The 17,812-nt window shown below is 37.0% G+C and carries 22 protein-coding genes; 16 read left to right on the top strand and 6 right to left on the bottom strand.

The window, feature by feature from the left end; genetic code table 11:
• Positions 1-47: 47 nt before the first annotated feature.
• Positions 48-500 carry a DUF86 domain-containing protein gene (locus MWJ95_RS16975; protein ID WP_249075082.1) on the top strand — a complete coding sequence of 151 codons (453 nt, stop codon included), beginning with the start codon at positions 48-50 and terminating at the stop codon, positions 498-500.
• Positions 497-1,258: a TIGR01457 family HAD-type hydrolase gene (locus tag MWJ95_RS16970; protein WP_249075083.1), complete on the top strand. Its 762-nt coding sequence runs from the start codon at positions 497-499 to the stop codon at positions 1,256-1,258. The genes MWJ95_RS16975 and MWJ95_RS16970 overlap by 4 nt, the downstream gene beginning before the upstream one ends.
• A 136-nt stretch (positions 1,259-1,394) precedes the next feature.
• Here MWJ95_RS16970 and MWJ95_RS16965 read toward each other — a convergent pair whose 3' ends face one another.
• Positions 1,395-1,631 (bottom strand): YuzB family protein, encoded by a 237-nt coding sequence (locus MWJ95_RS16965; protein WP_249075084.1) that lies wholly within the window; start codon positions 1,629-1,631, stop codon positions 1,395-1,397.
• Between the two features lie 442 nt (positions 1,632-2,073).
• Here MWJ95_RS16965 and MWJ95_RS16960 point away from each other — a divergent pair, with 442 nt between their 5' ends.
• Positions 2,074-3,138 (top strand): NAD(P)/FAD-dependent oxidoreductase, encoded by a 1,065-nt coding sequence (locus MWJ95_RS16960; RefSeq protein WP_249075085.1) that lies wholly within the window; start codon positions 2,074-2,076, stop codon positions 3,136-3,138.
• 67 nt (positions 3,139-3,205) lie between these two features.
• Here the strand turns inward: MWJ95_RS16960 and MWJ95_RS16955 are convergent, their stop codons facing one another.
• Positions 3,206-3,541 carry a YuzD family protein gene (locus MWJ95_RS16955; protein ID WP_249075086.1) on the bottom strand — a complete coding sequence of 112 codons (336 nt, stop codon included), beginning with the start codon at positions 3,539-3,541 and terminating at the stop codon, positions 3,206-3,208.
• Positions 3,542-3,624: 83 nt separating this feature from the next.
• On the opposite strand from MWJ95_RS16955, the gene MWJ95_RS16950 reads away from it, so the two are divergent.
• Positions 3,625-3,861, top strand: a complete 237-nt coding sequence (locus tag MWJ95_RS16950) for a NifU family protein (protein ID WP_249075087.1) — start codon at positions 3,625-3,627, stop codon at positions 3,859-3,861.
• 49 nt (positions 3,862-3,910) lie between these two features.
• Here the strand turns inward: MWJ95_RS16950 and MWJ95_RS16945 are convergent, their stop codons facing one another.
• Positions 3,911-4,603: a DUF2225 domain-containing protein gene (locus MWJ95_RS16945; protein WP_249075088.1), complete on the bottom strand. Its 693-nt coding sequence runs from the start codon at positions 4,601-4,603 to the stop codon at positions 3,911-3,913.
• Positions 4,604-4,951: 348 nt separating this feature from the next.
• Here MWJ95_RS16945 and MWJ95_RS16940 point away from each other — a divergent pair, with 348 nt between their 5' ends.
• From MWJ95_RS16940 to MWJ95_RS16910, 7 genes are all read left to right on the top strand, one after another.
• Positions 4,952-5,323, top strand: a complete 372-nt coding sequence (locus MWJ95_RS16940) for a HesB/IscA family protein (protein ID WP_249075089.1) — start codon at positions 4,952-4,954, stop codon at positions 5,321-5,323.
• 299 nt (positions 5,324-5,622) lie between these two features.
• Positions 5,623-6,006 carry a hypothetical protein gene (locus MWJ95_RS16935; protein ID WP_249106787.1) on the top strand — a complete coding sequence of 128 codons (384 nt, stop codon included), beginning with the start codon at positions 5,623-5,625 and terminating at the stop codon, positions 6,004-6,006.
• 168 nt (positions 6,007-6,174) lie between these two features.
• Positions 6,175-7,506 (top strand): hypothetical protein, encoded by a 1,332-nt coding sequence (locus MWJ95_RS16930; RefSeq protein WP_249106786.1) that lies wholly within the window; start codon positions 6,175-6,177, stop codon positions 7,504-7,506.
• A complete protein-coding gene (locus MWJ95_RS16925) occupies positions 7,463-7,915 on the top strand; it encodes a hypothetical protein (RefSeq protein WP_249106785.1) in 453 nt (150 codons plus the stop codon). The genes MWJ95_RS16930 and MWJ95_RS16925 overlap by 44 nt, the downstream gene beginning before the upstream one ends.
• Positions 7,899-8,777 (top strand): ATP-binding cassette domain-containing protein, encoded by an 879-nt coding sequence (locus tag MWJ95_RS16920; protein ID WP_249106784.1) that lies wholly within the window; start codon positions 7,899-7,901, stop codon positions 8,775-8,777. Before MWJ95_RS16925 ends, MWJ95_RS16920 begins: the two co-directional genes overlap by 17 nt.
• Positions 8,767-9,405, top strand: a complete 639-nt coding sequence (locus tag MWJ95_RS16915) for a hypothetical protein (RefSeq protein ID WP_249075093.1) — start codon at positions 8,767-8,769, stop codon at positions 9,403-9,405. Before MWJ95_RS16920 ends, MWJ95_RS16915 begins: the two co-directional genes overlap by 11 nt.
• 643 nt (positions 9,406-10,048) lie before the next feature.
• The gene (locus MWJ95_RS16910) at positions 10,049-10,450 is read left to right on the top strand and encodes an NUDIX hydrolase (protein ID WP_249075131.1); all 402 of its coding nucleotides are present in this window, start codon (positions 10,049-10,051) and stop codon (positions 10,448-10,450) included.
• A gap of 52 nt (positions 10,451-10,502) precedes the next feature.
• On the opposite strand, the gene MWJ95_RS16905 is transcribed toward MWJ95_RS16910, so the two are convergent.
• Positions 10,503-10,994, bottom strand: coding sequence for a CarD family transcriptional regulator (locus MWJ95_RS16905; RefSeq protein WP_249075094.1), 492 nt, complete (start codon positions 10,992-10,994; stop codon positions 10,503-10,505).
• Between the two features lie 144 nt (positions 10,995-11,138).
• On the opposite strand from MWJ95_RS16905, the gene MWJ95_RS16900 reads away from it, so the two are divergent.
• The gene (locus MWJ95_RS16900) at positions 11,139-11,573 is read left to right on the top strand and encodes a MarR family winged helix-turn-helix transcriptional regulator (protein ID WP_249075095.1); all 435 of its coding nucleotides are present in this window, start codon (positions 11,139-11,141) and stop codon (positions 11,571-11,573) included.
• 118 nt (positions 11,574-11,691) lie between these two features.
• Here MWJ95_RS16900 and MWJ95_RS16895 read toward each other — a convergent pair whose 3' ends face one another.
• The gene (locus MWJ95_RS16895) at positions 11,692-12,243 is read right to left on the bottom strand and encodes a hypothetical protein (protein WP_249106783.1); all 552 of its coding nucleotides are present in this window, start codon (positions 12,241-12,243) and stop codon (positions 11,692-11,694) included.
• Between the two features lie 155 nt (positions 12,244-12,398).
• Between MWJ95_RS16895 and MWJ95_RS16890 the strand changes: the two genes are divergently transcribed.
• The 4 genes from MWJ95_RS16890 to cstA all read left to right on the top strand — a co-directional run bounded on the left by MWJ95_RS16890 (position 12,399) and on the right by cstA (position 17,337).
• Entirely contained in the window at positions 12,399-12,896 is a 498-nt protein-coding gene (locus tag MWJ95_RS16890) for an NUDIX hydrolase (protein ID WP_249075097.1), read from the top strand.
• 23 nt (positions 12,897-12,919) lie between these two features.
• A complete protein-coding gene (locus MWJ95_RS16885; RefSeq protein ID WP_249106858.1) occupies positions 12,920-14,671 on the top strand; it encodes a sensor histidine kinase in 1,752 nt (583 codons plus the stop codon).
• A 4-nt stretch (positions 14,672-14,675) separates the two neighbouring features.
• The gene (locus MWJ95_RS16880) at positions 14,676-15,422 is read left to right on the top strand and encodes a LytR/AlgR family response regulator transcription factor (protein ID WP_249106782.1); all 747 of its coding nucleotides are present in this window, start codon (positions 14,676-14,678) and stop codon (positions 15,420-15,422) included.
• A 118-nt stretch (positions 15,423-15,540) separates the two neighbouring features.
• Positions 15,541-17,337 (top strand): carbon starvation protein CstA, encoded by a 1,797-nt coding sequence (gene cstA / locus MWJ95_RS16875; protein WP_249106781.1) that lies wholly within the window; start codon positions 15,541-15,543, stop codon positions 17,335-17,337.
• 69 nt (positions 17,338-17,406) lie between these two features.
• Here cstA and MWJ95_RS16870 read toward each other — a convergent pair whose 3' ends face one another.
• Complete coding sequence (locus tag MWJ95_RS16870; RefSeq protein ID WP_249075100.1) at positions 17,407-17,598, bottom strand: hypothetical protein; 192 nt, start codon at positions 17,596-17,598, stop codon at positions 17,407-17,409.
• Positions 17,599-17,812: the final 214 nt, after the last annotated feature.

The raw sequence follows: 17,812 nt of genomic DNA, 5'->3' as shown, positions 1-17,812 counted from the left end.
AGAGAAATGACTATCAACTTTTAAAGATTTGAATGGGGGCTTTCCTTGTGTATTTTGTAGATCGTAATAAAATCACAAAAAATTTACAATACTTAGATGGACTATTAGCAATTTTAGAGTCAGAAGATAGCTGGCTAGAAAACGATATGAAGAAATTAGCACTTGAGCGAATTGGTCACAATGTGATGGAGTCAATGATGGATGTAGGAAATTTAATGATTGACGGCTTCATTATGCGTGATCCAGGAAGCTATGAGGATATTATTGATATTTTAATCGATGAAAAAGTCGTATCTACTGAAATGGAAGCGCCGTTGAAAGCAGTTGTTGGCTTACGTAAAATGCTTGTTCGTGAATTCACAGATGTAGATGTTCAGGAAGTTGTTCATGTGTTAACAACAACGTTACCAGCATTAAAACAATTCTCACCAGCTGTGAATAGTTATTTAACAAATGAACTCGGCCCTGTTTCAGCATTTTTACCAGAGGATCATCAATGAAGACCTACAAGGCCTATTGCTTTGATTTAGATGGAACCGTGTACCGTGGAAAGGATGGCATTCCTTCTGCCATTACTTTTATTCATCGGTTACAACAAGCAGGGATTGAGCCATTTTACGTAACAAACAATTCTTCTAAGACAAGAGAGCAGCTGCAAGAAGCTTTAAACGCTATCGGAGTGATTGCACCGTTAGAGCATATTTACTCTAGTGCATTAGTTACAGCAAAATATGTAGCCGTGAATTTCCCAGGCAAAAAAGTAGCCATGTTAGGTTCTGATGGTATTCGTAAAGCATTATTTAATGAAGGCATTGAACCTATCGTGGATGAGCCAGAGGTATTTGTTATGGGGATTGATCGAAATCTAGATTATATGGCACTTGCGAAGGCGACGCTTGCCGTGCAAAATGGTGCGACATTTATAGCAACGAATCAAGATATTAAATTCCCGACAGAACATGGATTTCTCCCGGGTAATGGGTCATTTGCCCGACTAGTAGGTGAGGTTGCAGACGTTGAGCCAATTTATATCGGTAAACCATCACCTGCAATGCTTGAAGTCATTGCGAAAGAGCATGGCTTTACGAAAGATGAAATGGTGATGATTGGCGATAATTATGACACAGATATTATGTGTGGGATTCATTTTGGCTGTGACACAATCCATGTAAACACAGGTGTTACACCAACAAAGGCTGTGCTCCAGAAAGAGCAGCAACCTACCTATGTTGTAGAAGCTTTAATGGCCGAGGCATAATTGATTCGTTCAAATATATAGCTCAAACATAAAAAAAGGATGCTTATGTCGATTTTTTTGGCATAACATCCTTTTTATATGTTCAAATTTAGTAGTAAGTGTTTCATCATTATATGAATGAGGTATTACACCCTCATTACCATAACGGATTTTCTTCGATAAATTGATAAATTGCTTTCGTCAACTCTTCAGGAGAATCAGCCTCAACTAGTTCACCATTGACGATTGCATAAAATGATTCTGAACATTTTGTACAGTAACTAAGGCAGCCATATTCCAAAACGTCTATGTTCGGATCACGCTCAAGTGTTTCATAAGTTTTTTGAGAGCCATTTGCCAAATTACTTATACAAAATTCAACCATTGGATTCATATAAGTCACCTCACCAAAGTAATGCTACCCGCTTTTAAAACATTCGTCAATCATTTGAATTGACCCTTGAGAAAGCAAATACTCAAAGGTTTTCAACTGATGTTTGAACGCTGGCTGAAAAGTGACTTAAACCTATATTCATCTCACTACCTTTATGATTGGAAGACATCTATATCTGTCGCTTGTACTGAATGAAAGAAGTAAAATAATCTTTGCAAAAGTGAAGAAAAGGAAACGGTATTTAAGGAAAATTTGCACAATAGTGACAGTTTATAGAAGTTCAAATGATTCAAAAATCGTTTGAAAAAAGCGAGATATCATTCATTTTGTGAAATCTTTCACAAAATTGCATTCTGATATTGTGAAACTTCTCACAATCGGTTATACTCATTTGTGGATACTTTGTGAACAATTAATATAAGAGATATAAAAGGAGACTATTATGGGTAAATTAGTACTTTTAGGTGGCGGCTACGGCAATATGCGTCTTATGCTTCGATTATTACCAAACGTTCCATTAGACACTGAAATCGTGTTAGTAGACAGAGCCCCTTTCCATAGTTTGAAAACAGAATTTTACGCATTGGCAGCAGGGACTGCAACAGATAAAGAAATTCGTGTATGCTTCCCAGAACATGAACGTTTATCAGCTGTATATGGAGAAGTTGTTGAAATTAATCGTACGGAAAAAGTAGTCATTTTAGAAGATGGACAACGTATTGAATATGATGATTTAGTCATTGGTCTTGGCTGTGAGGATAAATATCATGGGGTACCAGGTGCCGCTGAATACACATATAGCATTCAGACAATGGCGAAATCACGTTCAACATTCCAAGCACTTTGTGGTTTACCAGCTGGCTCTACAGTCGGAATTGTAGGAGCTGGCTTAAGTGGTATTGAGCTTGCAAGTGAATTACGTGAAAGCCGATCAGATTTAAAAATAAAGCTATTCGACCGTGGTCCACGTATTCTAAAGGACTTCCCAGAAAAGCTAAGTAAATATGTAAAAGACTGGTTTGTAAAACATAACGTTGAAGTCATTGCCAATTCAAATATTACAAAAATTGAACAAGGTAAAATTTATAATCACGAAGAAGAAATTGTACTTGATACTGTTGTATGGACTGCTGGTGTACAGCCTGTCAAAATCGTTCGTGATTTAGAAGTTGAGAAAGATAAACAAGGGCGTCCTCTTGTAACACAATATTTCAATCTTCTTGATGATGAGCATGTATACGTTGTAGGTGACTGTGCTGCTTCAGAATTACCACCAACAGCGCAATTAGCTGAGGAACAAGCAGAACAAATCGTCAAAGTCCTTCGCATGCGTTGGAAAGGCGAAAACTTACCTGAGAAAATGCCTGATATTAAATTAAAAGGTTTCATGGGAGCTCTTGGTAAAAAACAAGGCTTCGTTTATTTAGCAGATACAACAGTAACAGGACGTATCGCACGCTTAATGAAATCAGGATTATTATGGTACTACAAACGTCAAAATGATTAATTAGTGGAAAATGTTTGAAAAGGGATTGTTTCGAAATGTAATTTTGAAACAATCCCTTTTATTTCTTTTAAACGGTTTCGTCAGGTATGAAACCTAAATTTTCAAGAGCAGTAAATATAGGCTTTAATTGTACATAGCCTTCGCCCACCACTTCATCATTTAAAAGGACAAGTGGATAAAAAAATTCATCCTCTTGAATGCGTGTAGCATAATCCTGATCGCGCTCATTCTCAATTGGTCCTTCAATATCGATATAGCGAATATCATATCCTTGGTTTGGATATTTTCGATCGATGGCTGCTTGAAGCCATTCATATGTATCCTTTGAAGAAGGCGCGTTGACACAACTTGCGCAGATTACCGCTGTTCCGTAAATTTCAATCTTTGGTTTCGTTTGTCCCATTTCATTTCCACTCCCCGTGATTCTATATTGGATTTTTTCTGTTGCTAACATTATAATCATTATAAGGAAAGGAGTCGAGACAAATGGCAGAAGCAACAATTAACGAACAAGTTCAAGAGGTATTAGATAAATTACGCCCATTCTTACTACGTGACGGTGGAGACTGTGAATTAGTAGATGTAGAAGATGGCATTGTAAAATTACGTTTATTAGGTGCATGTGGTAGTTGCCCAAGTTCAACAATTACACTTAAAGCTGGTATCGAGCGCGCATTATTAGAAGAAGTACCAGGTATTATTGAAGTAGAGCAAGTATTCTAAGACGACTAAAAAAGTTCTAGCCGATACATTCAGGCTAGAACTTTTTTTCTTAACTATGGCGAGCTTGTTCTTTTTCTTTTCGAATAATAGCCCATTGTTCCTTGGCCATATCAATGACCTTTGCTTCTCCGCCAATACTTTGCTTTTCAATGACCTTTGAAAAGAAGCGTGTAGCATTTTCCAAATCACCGATTCTTCTTGATAGCTCTGCAATCATATACATAATTCGTACGTCTGACATTTGCGTTGAGCTGTAATCCTCAGTTGAATAAGATTCCATATAGTAGTCTCGGGCCATTGTCATAAAACGTTTCTCTTGGCCTTCGTTTTTTAGCGAACGATATAGCCATGCAAGACGTAATGTAAGCCCAGCGATAGCAACAAATTTTTCTTTTTTAATCGTACCGCAAAGGAACGCTAATTTATAAGCTTGTATCGCTTGGAATACAGTACGTTCTCCCTTAAAATCATGATGTACCCATTTTTCTGTAATTTGCGTACGAATTTCATCTTGAGTGCCAGGGGCGAAATACTTTGAAAAGTCTTCTGTAAATGAAAATCCGCAATGCTCACAAACAAATACATTATAATAAAGGGCATTGACACCATCCGCATAGATAGGATGAAAATCTGTTTCTGTGTGATCTACTTTAATGAATTTAGAGCGTACTTTTAATGTTGGAAATTCTTTTTTGCAATGAAGACATTGAATTTTTTTCTCGTAATAAGGTGAAATCTCCATAATTTATACCTCTTTCATCGACTGATTATAACTATTATACCAATATAAATTTTATAAACGTGGATAAAAAATACCAAAAATGTGAAAAAATTAGAACTTTTTACTGCAATTCTGGTTAGAGGGTTGATTTCTGTTCCGGTTGAGTGCTTTTTCGCTGACGCTTCGCTTTCACGCAGAGCAAAGCTTCCTGGGAAGTGATCGGGTAAGTCCCAGAAGTGATCGGGTAAGCCCAAGGAGTCGCCCAGCAGCAGCTCCATAGAAATTGAACCAAAATCCTGTTGGAGCTGAATATTTGTCATACAATAGTCAAAATTGATATGATATTAAATAAGAAGGAAGGTGATTGGGATGACAAGTAAGCAAGTAATTGAAGTTACTGAAGCGGCTGTCTTTCATATTAATGAAATGATGGAGCACAATGAAGAGCGAGGTTCGTTTTTACGTGTAGTTGTTAATGGTGGCGGATGCAGTGGCCTATCATACGGTATGCATTTTGATAAAGAGAAGACAGAAGATGATTTTGAAGATGTACAGCATGGTTTAACAATTCTTGTTTCCCGTGAAGATGCGCCGATTTTAATGGGGACAAAAATTGACTATAAGCAATCGCTAATGGGCGGAGGCTTCACAATCGACAATCCGAATGCTATCGCATCATGTGGCTGTGGCACGTCTTTCAAAACGGCAAAACGTGAAGGCACACCTGAGATTTGTGATTAAACATAAATTTTCTAAATGCTGAATGAGGGTTGTAACTAACACTTGAAATTGATAAATGTGTAAGCGCAAGACCAAAGTGATGCTTTTAGAAATGTAACTACAAAGCCTTTTTGATTTTTATGTTGTGAAAACATAACAAATTGAGGAGGCTTTTTTGTTGGACTTAAAAAGAAGAAATGTACAGCTGTTGGCACTTATAAGTAGATAGTCAAATGTACTTTCATCAGTTAAACCATATTGCAATAACTATGAAGATTCCCAATTTCTATAGGATGCACCCTTGAAAGTAAGGGTGGAATATGCTAATTTGTAAGAAAAAGGGTAAACTGAATAAACTACTTAAATGTGGTGCATTCGCCATTATGTTAGGCGTTGCTGGTTCAGCCTATGCAGGGGGAACATCTACGGCGTACATACCTGTAGGTAGTTCAAGTGCAACTGGAAGTGACGTAACAGCTTCTGGGTCGAGTGGTACTTTGACAGTAACATCATCAGGACCAACGTTTTATGTACAGGGCTATGCTAAAAATGGTAGTTCCATTGTTGCTAGTTTAATCGCAAATCCAGGGACAGAAAAAACAACAACTTTTACAGCAAAAAGCGGAACTAAGTATTATGCACAGGCAAATACGCAAGCAAACACAAAACAAATCTCAGGTACTGCTAGGGTTACAGTCAATTAAATCAAAGAGTCTGGGATAAAAGTATTTTAGCTAACGTAAAACCCGAACAAATTTGCAAGACACTCATACGGTGTTTTGCTATTGTTCGGGTTTTCTAATATAGTTTTCGCGAAGAGCTAATTAGTTATGTTCCAGCCTCTTCTATTATATGAAGAAAGGACAGATGTGATGAGCCGTTTGATGAATTTAGTCATGTTTTATAGTAAGCGACTAGTAACCAGTAAATTTTATATGGGTACTCTGCTTGTCTATATGCTCCTGCTAGTCGTTCAATATATTGGTTTATATAAACGATCAAATATGATAGATAATGGAAATGTGTTGAGTATTTTTTTTACAGCACAACAGATGCTTTTTTTAGTTTATGCAGTTTATTTTTATCGCCTATTTGCAGAGGAGCGTACCTTTAGCATTGAACGGTATTTTGTAGATGCATATCGTATTTTATGTCAGAAAATAGCGGCCATGGCATTTGTACATATGAGTATTCAAGGTATCTTTTTTCTTATACAAACACTGTTTGTTTGGGGCTTTTATAAAGCCGTTTCAGTCCCATGGTCGAGCTTTTATCTAGAGTCTGGTCTATTTATACTTCTCTATTGTTGGCTACCGACCTTCATTAGTTTAGCGATTGGAGTGGTGGTCGCTAGTATGGTAGGTAAGCATAAAATAAGCTTTGCCATTTTACTAATGATTTGGCTGTTATTAGGTCCTATGAATACAGAAATTTTCTCGGATTATATTCGGCAAATTCAGTCTGATGACTGGCGCAGTTTTTTGTACCTTTCTACAATGAGTATCTATCAGGTTTATCAATCGTATATTGGCTATAGTTATTCATTAGGAACGGTATGGAAAGGGATTAGTTGGATATTTCTATCTGTCTTATTGCTTTTAATTAGTTTACTGCGCTATAGCACTATACGCAAACAACGTATAGCTACTGCGGTGGCTTTTTTTCTAGTGGGTGTGCTAGCTATAGGGAGTATTTATCAGATGACGCTTGAGGATTCAAGGGCTTTTAACTATGCGGATGAACAGGCTGAAAATGCCTATTACGAGAATTATACTGGATCACTAGCCGATTTACGCTATCATATCGCTCAGTATACGATTAAAATCGAAGATACAGAAAATCAGCTATCAACAACGATTGCATTGGAGCAGGTGCAAACAACAACACCGACCTTTCAATTACATCATGCCTTTCCAATTCAACGTATTGTAGATGAGCACGGGCAGGAACAGACTTTTCAGAGACAAGGAGATATGGTGAGCGTCAACATCAAACCGACAACAACCGCCTTAACCTTTGACTATACATTAACGAGTCAATATTTTGCCAAAGTGCACCGAAATCGCTGGCTATTACCAGCTACAGTAGGCTGGTATCCAAAAAGAAGTGACGAACCGATTATGCAGTATGTCGATTCCCTCCAGCAGGTCTTTGCCAGACATGCTTGTATTTCAATCAGGTGGGGGTACTGTACAATGGCATGATCATTTTTTATTATACCCAACAGATTCTCTCTATGCGATAGATTCGATAGATAGTACAGCCTATTTACTACCTAGTAAGCTGGCATTTGCCCATATGAATCAGCAATTGGGTAATCCAGCTATGGCGGAAGAATGGCAAGAGTTAACAAGTATTATCTTATCAATGCGTCATAAAATCGCCCAAGCTGGATTTGAATTAATCCAACTAAAATCAGTCAACTATTATGAGTTATCGGCTACAGATCAACAATCTGCTGATTTTGTCTATAGTCAGGTGTTGCAAGCAGATGAGGAACTACAAAATCGGCTATTAAGTACATGGTTTGCTAAAATCGAGCAGGTTCAGAATAACTGGCAGAAAATTGAACAACTTGTACGGGAGGTTCTTCAAAATGAAGTTAGAAATTGAACATCTAACAAAAACGATTAAGAAGCGCAATATATTAAATGATATTTCATTAATGGTTGAAGGCGTTTATGGCTTAATTGGTCCAAATGGGGCAGGGAAGACGACCTTAATGAAAATATTAGCAGGATTGCAAACATTGACTGCTGGTTCGATTAGTATTGACGATAAACCCTATGTTCATCGTAATGCCAGCTACATTGCCCCGAATACATTTATCGGTTATTTACCACAGGATTTTATGATTTATCCTGAAAATTCAGTATATGAAGCCCTCAATCATATCGCGGTTTTACAAGGCATTTCTAAAAAAAGCGAGCGACAACAGCAAATTGAAGAAGCGTTAGCTATCGTGAATTTAAGTGGGCAGCATCATAAAAAGATGAATGAGCTATCAGGAGGGATGCGAAGAAGAGTTGGTATTGCTCAATTATTAATGAGGAAGCCATCTATTTTATTGTTTGATGAGCCGACTGCGGGGCTTGATATTGAAGAACGGATTCGCTTTCGTAACTTACTACTAGAGCTAGGGAAACAGCATACGGTTGTTATTTCTTCACATATCGTTGAGGATATTGAATTTCTTTGTACAAAAATTGGCATCTTAACACAAGGGCAGCTACGTTTTGAGGGAACACCTGAGGAATTAAAACAGCAAGCGGATGGGTATGTATATAGCATGAATGTTCAAGCGAAGGAGTTAAGCGAACTATTAATGACACAGGATATTACACAAATTAATGAGGAAGAACAGCATTTAAAAGTACGCATCTTTTCAACGGAAGCTCTGGATCAGCCTCGGGTAATTCCTCGTTTAATGGAAGGCTATTTAGCAGTTGTACGAGGTGTAGGCGATGGAAAATAGTAAGCTATTGTTTGCATTTGATAGAAAAAGTATGAAAGGTGCGTTTTATGTACCGTTTATTATGTGGGCGGTAGCCTTACTAGGGATTCTGTTCTATGCGTCCATCGAAGAAGATTATTATACGCATTTTATCATTGTACAAGGAATCTTTCTGCCATTTTGCTCTTGGCATTTAGTTTATCGGTATAGCGAGTTATTGGAGCATGGCGCAGAGGATACGTTGTTTCCTTATTATCGCAAATGGTTTCTCTATGATATTGCTCGTTACGTAATTCTCTATAGTCTATTGATGATGAGCTTGTTACTCCTTATTTTTATTAAAGGAGGAGTGGCTATTTTTGATTATATTACGGTAGCGCATTTACCTATATTACTATTGTTTTATATGTTCGCTGGACTTGCCCTGCTTTTTGTGATGAAGAGTGTCGAAGTGACTTTAGCTATTATCTTTATTTATACAGTGATTGAGGTAGTCACGTTGGGGAAATCTGGTATGCCTTGGCCGCATATTATTATCTTTTTGCCTCCTCTACCAGAAGATCCAGAAATGACGAAGAAGTTTACATTTTTATTTCTCATAACAATCAGTATGGTAATGTATGTAGCAAAAAAAGTCCGAATGTTTTAACTTCTAAAAGGTGGGAGGGGTTCGAACACGAAATATGATACTAAAAAGGATGAAATGAGGAGCATAATACCCGGTGCTTCTGCATAATTGCTCCTCCAGATTTACTATTGATGGTGCATTGCTACGAAAAAATTTATTATTGTTCTGGCTATCACATTTTCAAAATTGCACCATTGATTTAAATATCATCTTTATATTTTTTTACAATCGAGATAGTTAATCGAATAGCATAATAAACGCCATAAATCATAGCTAATAATATAAAAAGCATTATTATTTGAACGATCCAATCTCCCATTATTTGTCCCACCTTAATATTAAATTCTTGAATTACCGCGCTTTTCTTTAATGCCTTCAGTACGGGGTGAATATGTATTGTAAAGAGAAAGAGTGCGGAGCATTGATAGCCCTAATAATTGATAAAGAGAAACTAATTTTTCTTACTATGCTTCAATTCCTCGCGTAACTTCTTAATTTCTTCAGTCTGTTCAAGAATATTATTGTTTACTCTTCTAATTGAATCATAAACCGCAAAAATGCCTGCAAATATGGTTAATAAAATTGGCTAAGCAATATACGAATCATATTTTGTATTATAATAACAGAAATGGGTGTTATTTAATAGCGGAGGAGCTGATCAAACATTTGCAAATTTACCGTAACGTCAGGTGCTGTTATTTTAAATCAGCAAAATCAATTACTTTTAAAAAAAGATCCTAATAGAGGATGGGAATTACCAGGTGGCTGTGTAGAAAAAAATGAAACATTTATAGAAACAGTTATTAGGGAAGTTAAAGAGGAAACTGGAATTGAAATCGAAATTCTAAAATTTTGCGGTGTTTCGCAAGAAATAAAACATAGTGTTTGTACTATGTGGTGGTTAGGAACTTCTATTGGCGGTGAATTACAAACGAGTTGTGAAAGTTTAGAGGTTGGTTTTTTTGACGTAGAAGAGGCTTTAGTATTAATAGAAAATGAAGATTTTAAAAACGAATTATTACATTGCTTAAACAACGAGGCAGAACCTTTTTATATTTCTTTTTAAATAAGAAACAGGCCACGATTATTTTCTAATCGTGGCTTTATTAATATCACAATTAGTGAAGTTGTGTTAAAACATATTCATAAATTTCATCGGATGATTTATTAAGAGCTACGGAAAACTCTGAAAAGATAGTATCCTGTAAAGATTGTAATAATTTCTCTTCCTGGTTAGGGAATTTTTTTTCAAGTGTCTTATATTCGCGCTTTTTTCGTAGCAATGTGTTTAAAAGATTTGCTTGTTTTTGGCGATTGCCAGATTTAATGATGTCTAAATGAAATCTCATTCGATGTGTATTTTGTTCAATCCATTCCACACCAGGGGATGTGAATGAATGTAAAATACTGAGGGCTTCTTCTTTTTTAATAATATCTCTAAGCTGTTTTTTGGAATTGTCAATAGGGGTACGAATAATTAGTTGTGGTTCATTTAGTGGCTGTAAAACGTAATAAGATTTAGTAATGTCGTTAAAGGTTTGTTCACAAATATCTTCAATAGAACAAAGTCCATGTGATGAGTATATGACTACATCGCCAACGTTGTACATGTATTTCCCCTCCAACAAACTGTATTGTCAACTAAGTTGACTAAATTAATTGTAAGCTATTATATGGTTTTTGTCAACTAAGTTGACGATTGGTGCTGTTTTTTGTATATTAATAACGAAAAATAGGAAATGAAGGTGAACTAGTTGAAGGACGAATTGCAGAATCGAGATGTCATTGATTTGTTGAGCGAACGTCACGAACTACTTCGAAAACTTGCGGAAGAGAAGTGGAATAAGCATAACGATATTAATATTTCAAATTCAGAATGGTATATTTTGAAGAGGGTTTATAAAAAACAATTGACGATTTCAGAAGTTGCTAAAAATGTTAATTTTTCAAGACAAGCAACCCATAAAATAATAAAGAGTTTGGAAGTTAAAGGGTTGGTGACAGTTACGAGTGTCGAACATAGTAAAAAACATAAAGCTATTCGTATGACAGAATTTGGTGACAGTTGCTTTGAAAAAAATCAATATTGTAAAGCAGAAATAGAAAAACAATTGGTTAATACAATTGGTGAAGATCAGGTTAACAGATTAAAAAATATATTAAACCTAAATTGGGATATCGAGCAGTAAATGTTTGGTGCACATGAAATTCAACGCTTATAAAAAGTAGGATACTAATTTAATCTGGTAGGCTACATAGAAAATTTCAAAAGCCACTTTCGTTACTAATCGAAAGTGGCTTTTAATGTTACTTTACCTTCTCGCGTTCTATAAATGTAGCACCATTTAGATAGGCTGCATTGTAAATCCTACTTCTTTCCTCTGAACCGAATTGTCCGTTTTCTCTAATAACAAACTTTTCGTTATTGTTTGTTTGGAAGTAATAAGTGCCCACTGTACCTATTTCATATTCATAAATGACTTCCTTAATATCCTGCCATTTATAGGTAGTTTGATGATGAAATTCTTTGAAAACAATTTGTGTTTTCTGTATAGCAGTATAATTTAAAAGAGAAAAATAGCCTAAAACAAGGCTGCTCACGATAACTATAATCGTCATCAAATAGGTGTATTTATTTCTTTTAAATCCAAGCATGATCGACGTTAAAATAATTAGCATAATTGCTATAAAAAGCATAGTAAAGTTGTTTGTTGGAATAATCAGCACGATATTATCTTTACTAAAATAAAATGTTTGGGAAATGGTTATAGGCAGCATGAAAACAATGATAGGGGATAGTAAAAGCAATACAATTGCAAAAATAAAAAGCTTTGCATTAGGTGATAATTGGCTTAACATAAATATCCTCCTTTGAATAGAGTGAATATTCTGTTTTGTTATCAGTGTAACATATTATTTTATAACTGAGCTTATGGAGTAACCATAAAATTCTGAATTAATACTTCTATATATGGAAAAGTGACCGTTATAATAGTGATATAGAGGTGAGGATGATGAAAAAAGATAGAGGGAAAGTTTGGTTAGGTGTTGCAGGTGTAACTGTCAATGAGCTAGGACAATGGCTAGTTGTTAAAAAGGCATATAGCGGATTAAAGGGAAGATGGTCATTGCCAGCTGGTTTTGTCAATGCTGGTGAAACAGTAGATGAAGCGGTTGTTCGCGAATTGAAAGAAGAAACGGGTATTGATTGTTATGTATCAGGTTTAATTGGTTTTCGAACGGGTGTGATCCGTAGTGATATTAGTGATAATATGGCGATCTTTTATTGTCGGATGAAGGATGAACAGCAAGAGATTTGTATTCAGGAAAAAGAATTATTAGAAGCGAAATGGATGTATCCAAAGGAGCTCGCTCAGGATGAAATGACATCAGTGATGTTAAAAGAAATGGCATCGAACCAATTTGAAAAGCACCAATTAGAGGGGATTGAAGGTATTAATCCAGGAGATGTGTTTGGCTATTCATCTTATAAATTATTCTTTAAAAAATAAAGTAATAGAGGCGGGGACCTATGATGGAGCTATTTTTGTTTATGTTAGAGCGAGTAGGGCTAATCATTGTGTTTGCCTTTTTAATGTCTAGATGGCGATTCTTTCGGGGAATGCTATTTCAGGATCAAGGGGTTAAGGAAAAAGCTTGGCTTATTATTATTTTTAGCGCTTTAAGTATAGTGAGTAGCTATACAGGGATAAAAATCGAAAGTGGAACGATATATCCTTTAAATCAAATGATACATAGCACGATTAATGCAGAGGAAGCCATTGCGAATACGAGGCTAATTGGCGTAGCAATTGCCGGGATTTTTGGTGGGCCGCTTGTTGGAGTTAGCGTGGGGATTATTGCGGGGATTCACCGTATTACCCTTGGCGGTTTTACAGCGGTTGCCTGTGGTATTTCGACAATACTAGCAGGATTTATCACAGGTGGTTTAAGTAAGCAATTAAAAATACGTCAAACCTTTTCCTATAAAAAAGCTGTAATCATCGGGATTTGTGCTGAGACTTTACAAATGATTGTGATTTTAATAATGGCAAAACCATTTGAACAAGCTTTGCAATTAGTTTCTTTAATAGCGCTACCGATGATTTTTATGAATGCTTTTGGGATTTTAATATTTTTCATTATTATTAAAACTTTTATCGATGAGGAAGAGCGTACAAAAGCATTACAAACACACCAAGCTTTTTCTATTGCCCAACAAACTATTGAACATTTTCGTAAAGGGTTAAATGAGGAATCCTGCCGAACGATTGCCGAGATTATTAAAAGAGAGATTGAGGTTGATGCAGTCGCGATTACGGATACAAATGGGATTTTAGCACATGTTGGAGTAGGCGAGGATCATCATGTCATTCATCAAGAAATAATGACGGCTTTAACGAAGCGGGTTTTAGTAGAAGGACGCATTATTACTGCGACGTCCGCAAAAGAAATCAGTTGTCCACATGAAGATTGTCCGTTAAGTGCTGCGATTGTCTTACCCTTAAAAGTACAGCATAAAACGGTGGGTACTTTAAAGCTGTATTTTAGTAATGTTTCTTCATTAACAGGGGCAAAAAGAGAGCTTGCAGAGGGCCTCAGTCGACTATTTTCCTCGCAGCTAGAATATGCTGAAATTGAGCAGCAAAGAAAGCTCTTAAAGGATGCCGAAATTAAAGCACTACAAGCACAGGTGCATCCGCATTTCTTTTTTAATAGTCTGAATACTATTTCGAGTTTGATCCGAACGGATGCTGATGAGGCTAGAGCATTATTGATCAAGCTTAGTACGTTTTTCAGGAGTAATTTGCAGGGAGCTCGCCAAATGCTCATTCCGTTAAAAAATGAAATTGACCATGTGGAGGCTTATTTGTCAATTGAACAAACAAGGTTTCCGAACCGCTATGATGTGCAATTTCACTTGGATGAAGCACTTTTTGACGTACAGATTCCCCCATTTACCTTACAGCCACTCGTCGAAAATGCTATTTATCATGCCTTTAAACATCGTAAGGAAGGCAAAATTGATGTTAGGGTGCAACGACTTAATAATAAGCTATTGCTGTCAACAGAGGATAATGGCTGTGGGATGAGAAAAGAGCAGGTTAAACAGCTTGGCAAAACGATCATGCAATCGGAGCAAGGAACAGGGACAGCTTTATGGAATATTTATCAGCGTATTCATGAAATTTACGGAGCTGAAGCAGATTTTCACATTTCAAGTACGTTGGATGTTGGTACGAAAATTATGATTCAGCTACCATTAAAAGCTACGAGATGGGAGTAGAGAAATGTTAAATGTCTATATAGTAGATGATGAACCGTTAGCAAGAGCTGAATTGCGATATTTATTGGAGCAAACAAAGTTAGTCCAGATCATTGGAGAATCAGAGGATCTAAAGGATATACAGCAAGATCCACAGTTTGAGCAGGTTGATTGTGTGTTTTTAGATATTCAGCTAGGGGTAAACAATGGTCTCGAATTAGCAAAACAGTTGCAACAAAGCATTCTTAAACCTGAAATTATTTTTGCTACGGCTTATGATGAGTATGCGTTACAAGCGTTCGAGGTGAACGCCTTTGATTATATTCTGAAACCATTTGAGCCAGAGCGTGTACAAAGCGCAGTTGAAAAGCTAGTGGCCAAAAGAAGAGCAACGCAGGCTAAAACGATGGAAACATTAAAACATTTGCAGTTGGACAAGCTTGATAAATTAACAGTTTATGTGAATGATCGAATTTTACTTATTAAAATACAGGAAATTTTATATTGTACATCAGAAGAGAGTAAGACGATTGTTGTCACGGAGAAAGGAAGGTATTTTGTTTCAGAATCGTTAGCCGTATTGGAGAAAAAGCTTACGTTAAAAGGTTTTGTGCGCGTCCATCGGGCATTTATCGTCAATTTAGAACATATTGTAGAGCTGGAGCCTTGGAGTAGCTCTAAATACAATTTAATTTTGCAGAATCGACATTCGATACCTGTCAGCAGGCTTTATATGAAGGATGTACGTAAAATCTTTCAGCTATCAAAATAACTGCATTTCAACAGTAGAAAACACCCTTTCAACTTAAAATTCTGACATTTTGGTGAATTTTACGAATAATCGTTCAATTCATTTGCTATGATGTGGAAAAGGTAAAAGGAGTGATAAAATGAATGCTATTACTATTGTAATAGGTTCCATTTGTATACTGATGATTAGCTATCGTTTGTATGGCATATTTTTCACAAAGAAGGTACTTAAGATAAAAGATGATACGCCCACCCCAGCACACGCTATGGAGGATGGTAAAGACTATGTTCCGACGAATAAATGGGTGACATTTGGACATCACTTTGCAGCGATTGCAGCGGCTGGACCGTTAGTTGGACCTATTTTAGCTGCACAATTTGGATATTTGCCGGGGCTCCTGTGGCTGTTAATTGGTGCAGTAATCGGTGGTGCAGTACATGATGCAGTAGTGTTATTCGCTTCTATGCGCCATGGCGGAAAGTCATTATCAGAGGTAATGAAGAAGGAATTAGGACCTGTTGCAGGATTCTGTACAGGCCTTGCCATGCTTTTCATTATAACAATTACAATGGCTGGGTTATCGATGGTTGTCCTTGGTGCGTTGGAACGAAATCCATGGGGAACTTTTGCGGTAGGGATTACGATTCCGATAGCGATGCTTGTCGGTATTGCTTATCGTAAAACAGGAAATCTACTTGTTACGTCTACAGTTGGCTTTATTTTGTTGATGATCGGTGTATTTATTGGACCGATGATTCAAGGAACAGCATTTGGTGATTTTTTAACGTTTGACCGTGATACTTTAGCTATTATTCTACCTATTTATGCATTCTTTGCGGCGGCATTACCTGTATGGCTCTTATTAGCGCCGCGTGATTATTTAAGTAGTTTCATGAAAATTGGCGTATTTATTGCGTTAATCATCGGGGTCTTTTTCGTGAACCCAGTCATTCAATTCCCACCAATTACAGAGTTTATTCATGGTGGTGGTCCAGTCATTGCTGGTCCAGTATGGCCATTCGTGTCCATCACAATTGCCTGTGGGGCTATTTCTGGCTTCCATGCTTTCGTAGGCTCTGGGACAACGCCGAAAATGATTGATCGTTGGGAAGATATTCGAATCGTTGGTTTTGGTGCGATGCTCGTAGAATCTTTAGTAGGTGTAATGGCTTTAATTGCAGCAACAGCCCTTCATCCTGCAGATTATTTTGCGATTAATTCAGCCCCGGCTGTCTTTGCTACATTAGGAATGGAGCCGGTTCATTTACAGGCATTAGCTGAAAGTATTGGGATGGATTTAGAAGGACGTACAGGTGGAGCTGTAACGTTAGCAGTTGGGATGACTGATATTTTCACAGGGATTCCTTGGTTTGCTGAATTGTCTTCTTACTTCTATCAATTCGTTATCATGTTTGAAGCGGTCTTTATTTTAACGGCTATTGATGCTGGTACACGTGTAGCACGCTACTTAATTCAAGATTTTGGCGGTAATGTCTACAAGCCGCTTAAGCGTACAAATTGGCTTCCAGGTACAATCTTTGCGAGTGCACTTGCATGCTTCATGTGGGGTTACTTATTGTATTCAGGTGATATCAGTTCGATTTGGGTCTTATTTGGCGTTTCGAATCAGTTAATGGCGACAATCGGTTTAGTTTGTGGCGTAACAATAGTATTAAAAGTTGCAGATAAACGAATCTACGCCTTAACATGCTTTATTCCATTAGCTTATTTATATATCACTGTAAATGTAGCAGGCTTTTGGATGATTAAAAATGTTTATTGGAATACAGCGGCAGCCGGTTACAATATGTTAAATGGTATATTGTCTGTCATTATGTTAGTTTTAGGCTTAATAATTGTCGTAGCGGCCTTTAAAAAGTGGGCAGAGCTTTGGAAGTCGCCAAGGTTTTTATTATCACAAACAGCTTCATCATGAAAAGCAAGAAACTATTGAAAATTAGTTGATTACTAGTTTTCAATAGTTTTTTCATTTCCAAAAATATTGTTAATGACCATAGCGTATGGTTGATTTCCGTTCCGACTGGGCGCTTTGTAGCTGACGCTTCGCTTTCGCTACAGAAAAAACATTTGCCGCTGACGCTTCGCTTTCGCGCAGAGCAGAGCTTCCTGGGGGCGTCCGATGAGCCACCTTTGTGGCTGCCGCTACGTTAGCACTACGCTTTCGCACAGAAAACATCCGCTGCGCTCCAGGGTCTCGGGCCAACACGATGTTGGTCACGAAGGCGTTATCACAGGATGTGATGATTTTAGCCTTCGTTCCTCTATCGCTGATCCCCAAGGAGTCGCCCAGTCTCCACTCCAATCAACTTATAGCATAGCAAACGTTAGTTACCCCAAAATTTTGGCGATATTTTTGCCGTTTCGCTTTTGTTTAAATAATACACCTTGCC

Source organism: Lysinibacillus sp. Bpr_S20 (genome assembly GCF_023337835.1).
GTDB lineage: Bacteria > Bacillota > Bacilli > Bacillales_A > Planococcaceae > Lysinibacillus.
This window is presented reverse-complemented; position numbering and strand designations above follow the sequence as displayed.